Source organism: Rubrivivax soli (assembly GCF_049810355.1).
In the GTDB taxonomy this organism is placed as follows: Bacteria; Pseudomonadota; Gammaproteobacteria; order Burkholderiales; family Burkholderiaceae_C; genus Rubrivivax.
Genome location: NZ_CP187368.1, coordinates 3,100,988 through 3,113,769, shown reverse-complemented (window position 1 = coordinate 3,113,769; position 12,782 = coordinate 3,100,988). Strand labels below are relative to the sequence as shown.

Annotated in this window: 12 protein-coding genes; 5 read left to right on the top strand and 7 right to left on the bottom strand. The window is 72.8% G+C overall.

All coding sequences use genetic code 11. The features are described from left to right. Positions 1-39: 39 nt before the first annotated feature. The 7 genes from hpf to ACPOLB_RS14120 form a co-directional block, all read right to left on the bottom strand. On the bottom strand, positions 40-381 hold the full coding sequence (gene hpf / locus ACPOLB_RS14150) for a ribosome hibernation-promoting factor, HPF/YfiA family (RefSeq protein WP_425256640.1): 342 nt from the start codon (positions 379-381) through the stop codon (positions 40-42). Positions 382-564: 183 nt separating this feature from the next. Continuing rightward, complete coding sequence (locus ACPOLB_RS14145) at positions 565-2,436, bottom strand: CHASE2 domain-containing protein (RefSeq protein WP_425256639.1); 1,872 nt, start codon at positions 2,434-2,436, stop codon at positions 565-567. Then, positions 2,414-3,028, bottom strand: coding sequence for an OmpA family protein (locus tag ACPOLB_RS14140; protein WP_425256638.1), 615 nt, complete (start codon positions 3,026-3,028; stop codon positions 2,414-2,416). Before ACPOLB_RS14140 ends, ACPOLB_RS14145 begins: the two co-directional genes overlap by 23 nt. Further along, positions 3,025-3,483 carry a FecR family protein gene (locus ACPOLB_RS14135; RefSeq protein WP_425256637.1) on the bottom strand — a complete coding sequence of 153 codons (459 nt, stop codon included), beginning with the start codon at positions 3,481-3,483 and terminating at the stop codon, positions 3,025-3,027. Before ACPOLB_RS14135 ends, ACPOLB_RS14140 begins: the two co-directional genes overlap by 4 nt. A gap of 61 nt (positions 3,484-3,544) precedes the next feature. Next, positions 3,545-6,037 carry an ATP-binding protein gene (locus tag ACPOLB_RS14130; protein ID WP_425256636.1) on the bottom strand — a complete coding sequence of 831 codons (2,493 nt, stop codon included), beginning with the start codon at positions 6,035-6,037 and terminating at the stop codon, positions 3,545-3,547. Beyond that, positions 6,037-6,837 carry an ABC transporter substrate-binding protein gene (locus ACPOLB_RS14125; protein ID WP_425256635.1) on the bottom strand — a complete coding sequence of 267 codons (801 nt, stop codon included), beginning with the start codon at positions 6,835-6,837 and terminating at the stop codon, positions 6,037-6,039. Before ACPOLB_RS14125 ends, ACPOLB_RS14130 begins: the two co-directional genes overlap by 1 nt. Beyond that, positions 6,834-7,568: an HD-GYP domain-containing protein gene (locus tag ACPOLB_RS14120; RefSeq protein ID WP_425261924.1), complete on the bottom strand. Its 735-nt coding sequence runs from the start codon at positions 7,566-7,568 to the stop codon at positions 6,834-6,836. Before ACPOLB_RS14120 ends, ACPOLB_RS14125 begins: the two co-directional genes overlap by 4 nt. A gap of 184 nt (positions 7,569-7,752) precedes the next feature. On the opposite strand from ACPOLB_RS14120, the gene ACPOLB_RS14115 reads away from it, so the two are divergent. The 5 genes from ACPOLB_RS14115 (at position 7,753) to ACPOLB_RS14095 (ending at position 12,734) form a co-directional block, all read left to right on the top strand. Further along, positions 7,753-8,415, top strand: a complete 663-nt coding sequence (locus ACPOLB_RS14115; RefSeq protein WP_425256634.1) for a response regulator — start codon at positions 7,753-7,755, stop codon at positions 8,413-8,415. Next, positions 8,412-9,152 (top strand): response regulator transcription factor, encoded by a 741-nt coding sequence (locus ACPOLB_RS14110; protein ID WP_425256632.1) that lies wholly within the window; start codon positions 8,412-8,414, stop codon positions 9,150-9,152. Before ACPOLB_RS14115 ends, ACPOLB_RS14110 begins: the two co-directional genes overlap by 4 nt. Before the next feature lie 160 nt (positions 9,153-9,312). Beyond that, the gene (locus ACPOLB_RS14105; RefSeq protein ID WP_425256631.1) at positions 9,313-10,410 is read left to right on the top strand and encodes a sensor histidine kinase; all 1,098 of its coding nucleotides are present in this window, start codon (positions 9,313-9,315) and stop codon (positions 10,408-10,410) included. A gap of 57 nt (positions 10,411-10,467) precedes the next feature. Beyond that, a complete protein-coding gene (locus tag ACPOLB_RS14100; RefSeq protein ID WP_425256630.1) occupies positions 10,468-10,839 on the top strand; it encodes a response regulator transcription factor in 372 nt (123 codons plus the stop codon). Beyond that, entirely contained in the window at positions 10,836-12,734 is a 1,899-nt protein-coding gene (locus ACPOLB_RS14095) for a PAS domain S-box protein (protein WP_425256629.1), read from the top strand. The genes ACPOLB_RS14100 and ACPOLB_RS14095 overlap by 4 nt, the downstream gene beginning before the upstream one ends. Positions 12,735-12,782 lie beyond the last annotated feature (48 nt).

Sequence of the window (12,782 nt, the reverse complement as noted above, 5' to 3'; positions counted from 1 at the left end):
CAGGGCCGTCGGTTGACACACGTCAGGCGCGCGCCGCGGTCAGGGGGCCCCGGCGTCCAGGCGCTTGGGCGACTGGTGGTGGTGGTCCTGCAGCTTGTCCTTGTGGCGCACGACCTGGCGGTCGAGCTTGTCCATCAGCTGGTCGATCGCCGCGTACAGGTCTTCGTGGCTCTGTTCGACGAAGATGTCGCGGCCCTTCACGTGCAGGGTGACCTCGGCCTTCTGCCGGCGCTCCTTTTCCTTCAGCTTCTCCACGGTCAGTAGCACGTTGACGTCGACGACCTGGTCGAAGTGGCGCGTGACGCGGTCCAGCTTCGTGAGCACATACTCTCGCAGAGCGGGCGTGACTTCGAGGTGATGTCCGCTGATCGTCAAGTTCATCGAGAATCTCCTTGGCAAGGGAGTGGGAAACGGCCGCGCCCGGCAGGGCCGGCTTCGGGGAATCGAGGCGGGAGGGGGGAAGAGGACCGGGAGGAGGGGGACAACGGTGCGGTCGACAGGAGGTCCGTTCGACCCAGTGTGCACCCGTTGCCACCCCCTGGCAAGCGGGTCACCCGAGGGCGTTCAGGGCCGAACCGTGATGCTTTGCCGGTCGTCCTCAGCGCCCTGCGGCGGGGGCGGCAGCGGCTGGTAGATCGTCATCGCGGTGGCGCGCCCGCGCACCGTGACCCGCTCGATCTCGCGGCAGGGCCAGATCGGCGGCAGCTGCGCCCGCGTGGCCTCGCCGATGATCACCGGCGCCTCCAGCTTGCCCGACAGTTCCTGCAGCCGCGCCGCCACGTTCACCGCGTCGCCCAGCACGGTGTAGGCGCGACGGTGGCGCGAGCCCATGTCGCCCACCACCATGGCACCGGTGTTGATGCCGATGGTGATGCGGATCAGCGGCCAGCCGCGGGCCGCGAACTCGGCGTTCAGCGCCGGCAGCGCGGCCTGCATCGCCAGCGCCGCCTGCACCGCGTGCTCGGCGTGCTGCGCGTCGTCGAGCGGCGCGCCCCAGAAGGCCATCAGCGCGTCGCCGATGTACTTGTCGAGCGTGCCGCGGTGCTGGCGCACGATGTCCGTCATCACCGACAGGTAGCGGTTCATCAGCGCAGCCAGCTCGGTGGGCGTGAGCTGCTCCGAGAACGTGGTGAAGCCGCGCACGTCGGCGAACAGCACGGTCAGCTCGGCGCTGCGGCTGTCCATCGTGTAGCGCTCGGGGTCGCGGCTCATCAGCTTGACCAGTTCGGGCGGCACGTAGTGGCCGAACAGCGCCGCCAGCCGCCGCCGCGCCAGCGCCTCGGCGAGCTGGCCGAAGAACAGCTGCAGCAGGTACAGGCCGGCCAGCAGCAGCAGCGGCGGCGCCAGCGGCAGCGCCCAGCCTGCCAGCACCCAGGCGGCGGCGTTCGCCGCCACCAGGGCCAGCGCCAGCGCGGCGCAGACCGCGGTGCCGCGCCCCAGCGGCCAGCGCGGCAGCGCCAGCAGCAGGGGGATGCCCAGTGCCAGCAGCGTGAGCGCCGTCAGCGCCGGCGCCCATGCGGGCGCGTGCGGCAGGCGCGTGTCGAGCAGGCCGCCGAGCAGGTTCGCGTGCAGTTCCACGCCCGGCTGCAGCAGGCCCGTCGGCGTGCTGTGCTGGTCGATCAGGCCGGCAGCGGCCATGCCCACCAGCACGATGCGTCCGCGCAGCGTGTCCGCCGGCACGGTGCCGGCCAGCACGTCGGCCGCCGAGACCTGCAGCACCCGGGCGCCATCGGCCGGGAACGGCAGCAGCACCTGGCCCTGGGCGTCGGCCAGGCGCAGCGCGGCCAGCACGGCGTCGCCGCGCAGCGTGTGCGCCAGCGCCAGCGCCAGGCTGCCGAGGTGGCGGCCGTCGTGCCAGGCCAGCAGCGGCGCGCGGCGCGTGATGCCGTCGGCATCGACGCTGGCGTTGACGAAGCCGGCGCCGGCCGCGGCCTGCTGCAGCTGCGGCAGCGGCGCCGCGTGGCCGTACCAGGGCGGCAGTGCCGCCGGCGGCGCGGCCACGGGCAGGCCGGGCGGCAGCTGCCCGGTGCGCGGCGTGCCCTGCACCGCGTTCAGGTGCAGCCCCAGCACCACCGGGTGGCGGGCCAGCGCGGCGGCCAGCTGCGCGTCGCCGGCGGCGGTGTCGGGCTCGGCCAGGATCATGTCCAACCCCACCAGGCGTGCGCCTTCGGCGCTGAACAGGCGCTCGACCAGCAACGCCAGCCGCTCGCGCGGCCAGGGCCAGCGGCCCTGCGTGGCCAGGGCCACGTCGTCGATGCCGACGACGGCGATGCGCTCGTCGCGCGTCCCGCCGGCCAGGCTGCGCAGGCGCTGGTCGTGCGCCGCGGCGTCCAGCGCCTGCACCGCGCGCAGCGGCCAGTGGCCGAGCGTGTGCGCGAGCAGCAGCGCCAGCAGCGCCGCGCCGAGCCAGGCCCTAACGGAGCTTGATCTCGACACGCCGGTTGCGCGGCTCGGGCACCTCGTCGTCGGTGGCCACCAGCGGCTCGCGTTCACCACGGCCGGCGACGCTGATGCGCTCGGGCGCGGCGCCGGCGGCCACCAGGCGGTCGCGCACCGACTGCGCCCGCTGCAGGCCGAGGCGGTCGTTGGCCTCGACGGCCCCGACGCGGTCGGTGTGGCCGACCACCACCAGATCGGCGCCCGGCGTGGCGGCCAGCGCCGCGCGCAGCCGCTCCAGCACCGGCAGCGACTCCGCCGTGGGCGTGTCGCCGCCGATCTCGAAGTTCAGCACGAAGCGCTGCGGCCGCGGCGGCTGCAGCGCCAGCAGGCCGCCATAGGCCGCCTGCACGTCCTGCGCGCTGCTCGTCTGCCGCCGCGGCACGCCGCCGACGACGTCGGCCTGCGCATAGGGCTCGGCCAGCAGCAGTTCGGCCTGCGGCGTCTTCACCGACAGCGCCCCGCTGCCGCCGCCGCCGCTGGCGGGCAACAGGATCACGCGCTCGGTCAGCGGCGCGCAGCCTGCCAGCAGCAGGGCGGCCAGGGCGGCGGCGGCGGGTGCCGCACAGGCCGGTGCGCACGGCCGGTTCATTGCCCGCCCCCGCGCGCATCGACGATGAACTCGGTGCCGCGCACGCCCATCACGGCGTTGCGCGTCTGCACGTTCACGTTCTGCGGCGCCTGCCTGGCGATCAGGCCCGTCACCATGCTCAGCGTGCCCTGCAGCAGCGTGGCCAGGAAGCTGCCTTCGTGCGTGGTGCTGTCGAAGCGGAACTCGCTGATCACCAGCGTGCTGCCGGGGCCGGCCGTGAGCAGGGTGTCGTCGGCCATGGTCAGGCCGACGGCGCCGTCGGCACTGGTGACGAGCCGGTCGCCGACCTGCACCGCGGTGCCGGGCGTGACCGGTGTGGCCGGCGCGGACTGCCCGGCGCGCTGCAGCATCACCGTGCCCTGCACGCGCTTGACGATGCCCGCGGAGTCCGCCGCCTGTGCCGGAGCGATGCCGCACAGCGCTGCCAGCAACAGCGCCCGGAGGTGCATGACCATCTCGTTTCCTTCCTCTCGCCTGGGGCATTATCCCCAGCGTCCGGGGCGGCCCGGGGCGGGCTTACACCACGGTCTCGCTGAATCCGCGCGCCGGCAGGGCGATGGTGAAGCGGCTGCCTCCGCCGTCGGCGTTCTCGGCCAGGATGGTGCCGCCGTGCGCCCGGACGATCTTGCGGCAGATGGCCAGGCCCAGGCCCGTGCCGCCCGAGCCGTCCTTGGTCTTGCTGCTCTGCACGAAGGCCTCGAAGATGCTTTCCAGTTCGGCCGGCGGAATGCCCGGGCCGTGGTCGCGCACCGTCAGCACCACCTGCTGGTGGGCGTCGAGGTCGCCGCAGACGTCGATGGTGGCGCCGGCAGGCGAGAACTTCACCGCGTTGGCGACCACGTTGCGCACCACCTGCTGGAAGCGCAGCGGGTCGACCTTGGCCACCAGCGGCAGGTCGCCCAGCGCGGCGTCGATGCGCAGGCGCCGCGCGACCAGCAGCGGCTCCAGTTCGCGCACCACGTCGCGCACCAGGGGCCGCAGGTCGGTGCGTTCGAGGTGGAAGGTGCCGACCGTGCTTTCGATCTTGGCCACGTCGAGCAGGTCGTTCACCAGCGCCAGCATGCGCTGGCCGGACGCGTGGATGTCGGTGAACATGGCCGCCAGGCGCGTGTGCTCGCGGCCGCGGTGCATGCCGAGCTCGGAGAAGCCGATGATGCTCTGCAGCGGCGTGCGCAGCTCGTGGCTGATGTTGGCGATGAACTCCGATTTCGCGCGCGAGGCCTCTTCCGCCGCGTCGCGCGCGTCGCGCGTGGCGCGCTCGGCTTCGCGGAACTCGCTCACGTCCATGAAGGTGACGAGCACGCCGCTGGGCGTGCCTTCGGCGCCCGGCACCGCGGCCTTCGTCAGCGCCAGGGTGCGCCGAGAGCCGTCGGGGTGGGCCAGCTCGGCCTCGTAGCGCACGCGGCCGCCGCGGGCCAGCAGTTCCGAGTCCTTGGCATCGTGCAGTGCGGCCTCCTCGGGCGGCAGGTAGTCGCGGGCGCGGCGTCCGGTGACGTCGGCGCGGCGGCGGCGGGTGAACTCCTCCCAGGCCTGGTTGACGGTGACGTAGCGGCCTTCGCGGTCGAGCAGGCTCACCGGCAGCGGGATGGTGTCCAGCAGCAGCGCCGAGAATGCGAGCTGCTCCTGCAGCTGCCGCTGCGCGGTCCATCGTTCGGTGACGTCGACCGCGCTGCCGGCGAAGCCCACCACCAGCTGGCCGTCGAGCAGCGGCGCCACGGCGACGTCGAAGTGGCGTGGCGGGGCGCCGTCCTGGCCGCCAAGCAGCACGTGCGCGCCGCGCGTGCCGTGCTCGCCGGGCGCGAACAGCGCGCGTGTCTCGGCCCGTGCGCTGTCGGCCACCAGATCGGCCAGCGGGCGGCCCAGGAGCCGGCCGGGCGGCTGGCCGATGGCCGCCTGCCAGCGCGCGTTGACGAAGGTGAGCGTGCCGTTGGCGTCGGTGCGGAAGATCAGCTCCTGCACACTCTTGACGAGCACGCTCAGCTCGCGTTCGCGCTGCGCCACGGCGTGCTGCGCGTGGTCGCGCTGGCGCCGCGCGGATTCGCGCAGGCGCACGCTGCGCGCGGCCACCCAGGTCATCGCGCCGATGACCAGCATCGCCGCGGCACCCACCATCGCCAGCCAGCGCGCGCTGTCCCACCAGCGCGCCAGCGCCACGGACTCGGGGAACTCCACCAGCGCCACCAGCGGGCGCGCGCGCAGCGCGCGGTAGGCCAGGATGCGCCGCCCCTCGCCGAGGCCGGGGCCGACCAGGCTGGCATGCTCGGTGTCGGGCAGCAGCCGCGTGAACACGGTCAGGCCCTGGACCTGCGCGCCGGGCAGCACCGGCGCGGCCGTGGTGGCCGCCAGCACGCGGCCGTCGTAGTCCGCCAGCACCGCGACGCCGCTGATGTGGTCCAGCGTCTGCTGCTGCTGGTTGGCCAGGAAGTCGGGGTTCAGCAGGCCCAGCAGCAGCAGCGTGCTGCCGTCGGCGCCGTCCACGCGCCGCAGCATCGGGATGAAGCCGACGCCGCGTGCCGCCACGGCGTCCGCGCCCGCACCGACGGCCAGCGCCTGCAGGCCGCGGCCGGGCAGGAAGCGGCCCAGGCTGTCGCGCCCGGCGGCCGGGATCGGACCCAGGCGCCGCAGCTCGACTTGCACACCCAGGTCCGACGGCACGGTGCTCGCCAGCACCCGCCCGCCGGCGTCGAGCACGGCCACGCTGCGCAGCAGCGGCAGGCCGACCAGCGTCTGCGACAGCAGCGTGCCGATCTGCGTGCTGTGCCCGGGCGGCTCCTTGGCCAGCAGGTCGGCCAGCGTCGACAAGGCCAGCGCCGCGGTGTCGAAGCTGCGCGTGGCGTGATCTTCCAGCACCCGCGCCATCAGCTCGCTGCGGTCGCGGCGGTTCTCGATCGCCATGTCGCGGTCGTGCCAGGCCAGCGCCAGCAGCGCGGCCAGCACCAGCAGGGCGAGCGCCGCACCGCCGATGGCCACCCAGCGGGCACGGATGGGCTGGGCCGAGCTGCCGACCATCAGCGGACCACGATCTCCGACAGGCCGTGGCGCTTGGCCGCCGCTTCCAGGCGACCGTCGCGCTGGATGCGCTGCACGAACGCATCGACGGTCGCCAGCCAGGCGTCGTCGCCGGGCTTGACCGCGTAGGCGTACGGCAGCACGTGGAAGGGCGCAGGCGGCGAGATCAGGGTCGCCCAGTCGGCGTTGTCGAGCAGGCGGCGGCTGTAGGGGTAGTCGGTCATGAAGACGTCGACCCGGCCGGCCTCGAGCTCGTTCTCCCGCGTGGCCGGCGGGCGGATGCTCACCATCTTCGCCTGTTTCAGCGCTGCCTTCATCACCGGCTCCATGAAGGTGCCGGCCTGCACCGCCACCTGCACGCCGGGCTGGTCGATGTCGGACCACTGGCGCACCGCGCGGTTGCTCCTGGTCGTGACGCCGTAGATGTCGCTGCGCAGGTACGGCCGCGAGAACTTGAGGTGTTCCATGCGCTGCGGCAGTTGCGCCACGGCGAACATCGCGACGTCGCAGCGGCCGCCCTTGAGGTCGTCGACCAGCGTCACGAACGACGAGTCCACGTAGCGCAGCTGCACGCCCAGGTCGCGCGCCAGGGCAGCCGACAGCTCGATGTCGATGCCGCCGAGCTGCTGCGTGCGCGGGTTGCGCCAGGTCACGCCGTAATAGTCGGGCCAGATGCACACACGCACCTCGCGCTCGGCCTGGATGCGGTCGAGCACCGGGCCGGCGAGCGCGCTGCCCGCGCTGCAGGCGGCGGCGATCCAGGCAGCGGCAACGCTGCGGGCAAGGGTGCGGAACGTCATGAACGGTCTCCGGAGTCGTGGTCGAAGGGTGCGGCCGGCGCGCCGTCGGCGAGATCGGCGAAGCTGGGCTGCTGGTGGTTGATGCGCTCGCGCAGCGCAATCATGTGCGGCGCCAGGGCGATGAAGGTGTCCACCACCTGCGGGTCGAAGGCGCGGCCCCGCTCGGCCAGGAGCATCTGCAGGGCCTGCGTGTCGCTGAAGGCGATGCGGTAGCAGCGGTCCATCGTCAGCGCGTCGAAGAAGTCGACCACGGCCACGATGCGCCCGGCCAGCGGGATGGCGGCGCCGGCCAGGCCGGACGGATAGCCGCTGCCGTCCCAGCGCTCGTGGTGCGACAGCGCCACCTCGGCCGCCAGCTGGAACAGCGGAAAGCGCGACTGGCCCAGGATGCCTGCGCCGATCTCGGGGTGGCGGTTCATCACCGCGCGCTCGGCGGCGTCGAAGCGGCCGGGCTTCTTCAGCACGTTGTCGGGGATCCCGATCTTGCCCACGTCGTGCATCGGCGCCGCCTTGCGCAGCATCGTCGCCCACTCCGCGTCGGCGCCCAGCCCCAGCGCCAGCGCCTCCGCCAGGAAGCCCATGCGCACGATGTGTGCGCCGGTGTCGTCGTCGCGGTACTCGGCCGCCAGCGCCAGGCGGAACAGCGCGTCGTGGTGCGCGCGCGCCACCTCCTGCAGGGCGTCGTTGCGCTCGCGGTAGACGCGGCCCAGGTCCCGCAGCATGCATTCCATCTGCGCGGCGGCGGCGCTGTCGAAGCGCAGCGGCGGGTGCGGAGCGGGCACGGCTGATGCAGGGGTCGTCGCTATGGTCACCAGGGTGTCTCCAGACATCTCACCGATGAATTATCAGGGATATCACTTTGATCATTTGATCGAAGGATGCACTTTTCGCTCAATAATTCGGCAGAATTACTCAATGAGCGAGACTCCGATCCCGTCCACGGCGCCCAGCGACCACTACAGCACGCTGGAAGTGGCACGTCTGCTCGGCATGGCCGTGCGTTCGGTGCAGATGATGGTGGACCGGGGCGAGCTCGAAGCGTGGAAGACACCCGGCGGGCACCGGCGCATCTCGCGCGAATCGGTGCAGCGCTGGCGCGAGGCGCGGCGCGCCGGGCTGCCACGCGGCACCGCGGCAGGCGGCAGCGGCGGCGGCGGCCACGCGCAGCGCGTGCTGCTGATCGAGGACTCCAAGCACTTCCAGAACCTGGTCACGCTGCTGCTGAAGCAGGGTTTCCCGGGCGTGGACCTGCATGTCGCCGACGACGGCATCACCGGCCTGGCGATGGTGGGCCAGCTGCAGCCCGAGGTGCTGATCGTCGACATCCTGCTGCCCGGCATCGACGGCGCGGCGCTCATCACCAGCCTGCGCTCGCACCCGCAGTTCAGTCGCATGCGCCTGATCGTCGTGACCTCGCTCGACGAGGCCCAGCGCGCGCCCTATGCGTTCGCCCTGCAGGGGGTGCCGGTGGTGCACAAGCCGCAGATGGTGGTGGACCTGCCGCCGTTGCTGCAGGCGGCCCTGGCGCCGGCGGGGGCTGCCGAGGCGCCACCGCCGCTGGCGGCCGCACCGGCGTGAGTGCCGGCCCCGGCCAGGACGCACCGCTGCCGCGCGTGCTGCTGGTCGAAGACGACGCGTCGATCCGGCGCTTCGTGACGATGGCGCTCGACGAGACTGCGATCACCCTGCTGGCGGCCGCCACGCTGGCCGAGGCGCGGGCCGAGCTCGACCGGGCCCCGGTGCGGCTGTTGCTGTGCGACCTGATGCTGCCCGACGGCAGCGGACTGGACCTGCTGCACGACCTGGTCGCCCGCCCGGACTGGCGCGCCGGTGCGCGGCTGGTGGCCTTCAGTGCCGGGGTGACGACGGGCCGCCGGGCCGAACTGCTGGGGCTGGGCGTGGACGAGGTGCTGGCCAAGCCGGTGGCGCTGGCCGAGCTCGAGGCCTGCGTGCAGCGCGCGCTGGCGGCGACCGTGGTGCCGACCACCGGCGCGCCCGCCGATGCCCGGCAGCAGGCGCAGGAGCAGGCGGTGCAGCGCTTCTTCGGCGGCAACGCCGAACTCTTCGCGGCCTACCGCCAGAGCTGCCTGCTGCAGTTCGCCACCGACCTGCAGCAAGGCGACGCGGCCGCGGCGCACGCCGACCTGCCGGCGCTGCGCCGGCTGGCACACAGCCTGAAGACCGTGCTGCTGACGCTGGGCGACCTGCCTGGCAGCGAGCGTGCGGCCGAGGCCGAACGGCAGGCCGCGCAGGGCGCGGAAGCCGCTGCGCTGCAGGCATGGGCGGCCCTGCGGCAGCATCTGCCCGGCGCCTGAGGCGCCCGGCGGCGCCCCGAGGCGCCATCGCGGGTGCGTGCCTGCCGTCCATCCCTAGTCCAGTAGAAGTATCACATTTGCAGTTAATGCCACTTATGTGATGAAATCACGCGCACCCTCTGGGCAAAGATGCAGAATGGACCATCGTGAGGTCACAGACATGCACACTTCCCTGACGGAGCTGCTCGAAAGCCTGAAGCCCGGCCTGCTCTGGGTCCACCGCGACGGTGTGGTGCGCTACGCCAACGCCGACGCCAGCGCGCGCACCGGGCTCCAGGTCGGCCGCAAGCTCTACGACCCGGACCTGGCGCGCGCCGTGGCGGCCGCCGTCAGCGGCCAGGCGCCGTGCACCGTCACGGCCGTCAGGCCCGCGCCCGGGCCGGGTGTCGCGCCGGGCGAGCTGGCCTGCCGTGTCATTCCGGGGCTGGCCCGGGACGACGCCTTCGTGCTGATCGCGCCCGACGTCGGCGCCGGCGACGGCACCGCCTACGACAACCTGATGCAGGTGATCCGGTCCGACCTGCGCGATCCGCTGCGCGCGGCCGCGCAGGCCCTGTCCGTGGCGCATGACCACGGCGGCAGCCACGAGGTCGACGCCCTGGTCGACGGCGTGCAGGATCTCGTCCGGGTGCTCGACAAGCTGGTCGATCTGGCGCAGGTGTGGAGCAGTGGCGCCCTGCTGGCCTCCGACCGCATCGAGTTGTGGCCGCTGCTGCAGGAGGTGTGGGGCGCGCTCGAGCCGCTGGCGCTGCACCGCGGCATCAAGGTGCGCTTCCTGGCGCAGACCGAAGCCGGCAGCCTGGCCACCCTGTACGGCAGCACCCACTGGCTGCGCCGCGTGTTCCTGGAGTGCCTGGAGTCGGCGCTGCGCAGTTCGCGCAGCGGCGCCACGCTGCAGATCGAGCACCGCCAGATGGGTCCGCGTGCGCTGATCGTGTTCCGGGACTGCGGCATGTTCGCGCCGCGCGGCGGCGTCGACATGCCCCACGACCCCAAGGTGAACGCACGGGCGGACCAGCCCGCGGCGCGCGACCAGATCGGCCTGAAGCTGTGCCAGCACATCGTGTCCCTGCACGGCGGCCAACTGCGCGAGGAGATCGAGGACGGCGAGCGCAACTTCCTGATCGACCTGCCCACCGGCGCGCCGCACCACAGCGACGAAGCCCACCTCGACATCGCCCAGGCCCAGCAGTACGCGCGCGACCTCGCCGCGCTGATGGCGCGCTCGCGGAAGCACAAGCCGGACCAGGCGCACTGAGCCTGCCCCCGCCACCCCCACACCCGACACACCGTGCCCAGCACCCAGGAGCCTGCCATGAAGCGCGTTCTCATCGTCGAAGACCAGACCGACATCCGCAAGCTCATCCGCATGACGCTGGAGTTCGAGGCCTACGAGATCCACGAGGCCGCCGACGGCGCGTTCGGCCTGCGCCTGGCACAGGCCGTGCGGCCCGACCTGGTGCTGCTCGACGTGATGATGCCCGGCGAACTCGACGGCCTGCAGGTCTGCCAGCGCCTGAAGAGCGACCCCGCCACGCGCGGCATGAAGATCGTGCTGCTGACCGCGCGCGGCCAGGCGCGCGACCGCGAGGCCGGCAATGCCGCGGGCGCCGACGAGTACCTGGTCAAGCCCTTCAGCCCGCTGCAGCTCATCGAGACCATCGAACGGCTGCTGGAGACGGCGTGAGCGCCGCGCCCGCGGGAGCGGCGGGCGACGCGGAGCGGCGCGAGCAGCGCATCCACGCGATCCTGGATGCCGTGCCCGACGTGATCCTCGGGCTGGACGCAGCCGGCCGGGTCGAGGTGGTCAACTCCAGCGTCGCCAGCGTCTTCGGCATCGCGCCCGAGGACGCGCTGGGGCACGCCATCGGCGACCTGCTGCCGGGCCTGACGCTGCAGGAAGCCGAGCAGCGCACGCGCGACGGCCTGTTCATGCGCAGCAGCGGCACGCACGTGGCGCGCTTCGAGACGCACGCCAGCCGGCGCGGCGGCACGCGGTTTCCGGTGGAGGTGTCGCTGTCGCGCACCGAGACGGCCGAGGGTGTGCGCTACGCCGCGGTCGTGCGCGACGTCACCGAGCAGCGCATGACATTCTCGATGCTGCACCTGTACAGCCGGGCGCTGGACTGCACGGCCAACGGCGTCGTCATCTCCGACATGACGCTGCCCGGCCAGCCCATCTTCTACGCCAACCCGGCGTTCTGCGCGATGACGGGGTTCGACCCCGGCGAGGTGATCGGCCGCGACGGCAGCTTCCTGCTGCGCGGCGACTTCGAGCAGCCGGCGCTGGCTGCACTGCGCGCTGCCGCCCGCGACGGGCGCCCGGCGCAGGCCGTGCTGCGCAACTACCGCAAGGACGGCACGCTGTTCTTCAACGAGCTCAGCATCGCGCCGGTGATCGACCCCGAGGGCGGCGTGCGGCACTACGTGGGCGTGCACAACGACGTCACCGAACGCGAGCGCGCGCGGCTGGCGATCGCCGAGCGCAGCGCGCGGCTGAACGCGGTCTTCGACCTCAGCCCCGACGGGTTCGTCATCTTCGACGCCGACCACCGGCTCGTCTACTGCAACCCGGCGTTCCTGCAGATGACCGGCTGGGACGAGGCCGGCAGCGCGCTGCAGGCGCTGCCGCTGGTGGAGTTCGACCGGCGCTTTGCGCTGCTGTGCGACCCGGCGCAGCCGGTGCCGCCGGTGCACCGTGCGCTGGACGCGCCGGCGGTCGCCGGCGCGCTCGAGCACGGGCCGGAACTGCTGGCGCTGCTGCGCCCCGAGCGCCGCATGCTCGCGCGCATGGTGCGCAGCGCACCCGGCGCCGCGCAGGAGACCATCCTGTTCTACCGCGACGTCACGCGCGAGACCGAGGTCGATCGCATGAAGAGCGAGTTCCTCACCACCGCGGCGCACGAACTGCGCACGCCGATGGTCAGCGTCTTCGGCTTCACCGAACTGCTGCTGGCGCGCCCGGTGCCCGAGGAGCGCCGGCGCGACATGCTGCAGACCATCCACCGCCAGGCGTCGCTGCTGATCAACATGGTCAACGAGCTGCTGGACCTGGCGCGCATCGAGGCCCGCCAGGGCAAGGACCTGCGGCGCGAGCCGTGCCGGCTGGACAGCCTGGTGACGCAGGCGGTGGGGCCGTTCGCCATCTCCGGCGTGATCGGCGTGACCGATGCGCCCGGCCGGCACGCGCTGGACGTCCAGGTGCCGCATGGCGACTGCATGCTGCTGGTGGACCCCGAAAAGACCAACCGCGCGCTCACCAACGTGCTGTCGAACGCCGTCAAGTACTCGCCCGGCGGCGGCCGCATCCTCGTGGTCAGCGCACTGGAGCAGCGACGGGGCGAGCCGATGGTGGCGCTGCGCATCACCGACAGCGGCATCGGCATGACGCCGGAGCAGCAGGCGCGGGTGTTCGAGCGGTTCTACCGTGCCGATCCCTCGGGCAACATCCCGGGCACCGGGCTGGGCATGAGCCTGGTGAAGGAGATCATCGAGCTGCAGGGCGGGCAGGTCGAGCTCGCCAGCGAGCCCGGTGCCGGCACCACCGTGACGCTGTGGCTGCCGCTGATGGCGGTGCAATAATCTTTGGAGCCATTGCTGAGCGCGACTGAGCCGACCGCCGCCGGCGCT

What these genes read in the sequence shown, in the direction of transcription:
- hpf (WP_425256640.1), bottom strand. Translation starts at nt 381, where the DNA reads ATGAACTTGACGATCAGCGGACATCACCTCGAAGTCACGCCCGCTCTG.
- ACPOLB_RS14140 (WP_425256638.1), bottom strand. Translation starts at nt 3,028, where the DNA reads ATGAACCGGCCGTGCGCACCGGCCTGTGCGGCACCCGCCGCCGCCGCC.
- ACPOLB_RS14135 (WP_425256637.1), bottom strand. Translation starts at nt 3,483, where the DNA reads ATGGTCATGCACCTCCGGGCGCTGTTGCTGGCAGCGCTGTGCGGCATC.
- ACPOLB_RS14130 (WP_425256636.1), bottom strand. Translation starts at nt 6,037, where the DNA reads ATGGTCGGCAGCTCGGCCCAGCCCATCCGTGCCCGCTGGGTGGCCATC.
- ACPOLB_RS14125 (WP_425256635.1), bottom strand. Translation starts at nt 6,837, where the DNA reads ATGACGTTCCGCACCCTTGCCCGCAGCGTTGCCGCTGCCTGGATCGCC.
- ACPOLB_RS14120 (WP_425261924.1), bottom strand. Translation starts at nt 7,568, where the DNA reads ATGGAATGCATGCTGCGGGACCTGGGCCGCGTCTACCGCGAGCGCAAC.
- ACPOLB_RS14115 (WP_425256634.1), top strand. Translation starts at nt 7,753, where the DNA reads ATGAGCGAGACTCCGATCCCGTCCACGGCGCCCAGCGACCACTACAGC.
- ACPOLB_RS14105 (WP_425256631.1), top strand. Translation starts at nt 9,313, where the DNA reads ATGCACACTTCCCTGACGGAGCTGCTCGAAAGCCTGAAGCCCGGCCTG.
- ACPOLB_RS14100 (WP_425256630.1), top strand. Translation starts at nt 10,468, where the DNA reads ATGAAGCGCGTTCTCATCGTCGAAGACCAGACCGACATCCGCAAGCTC.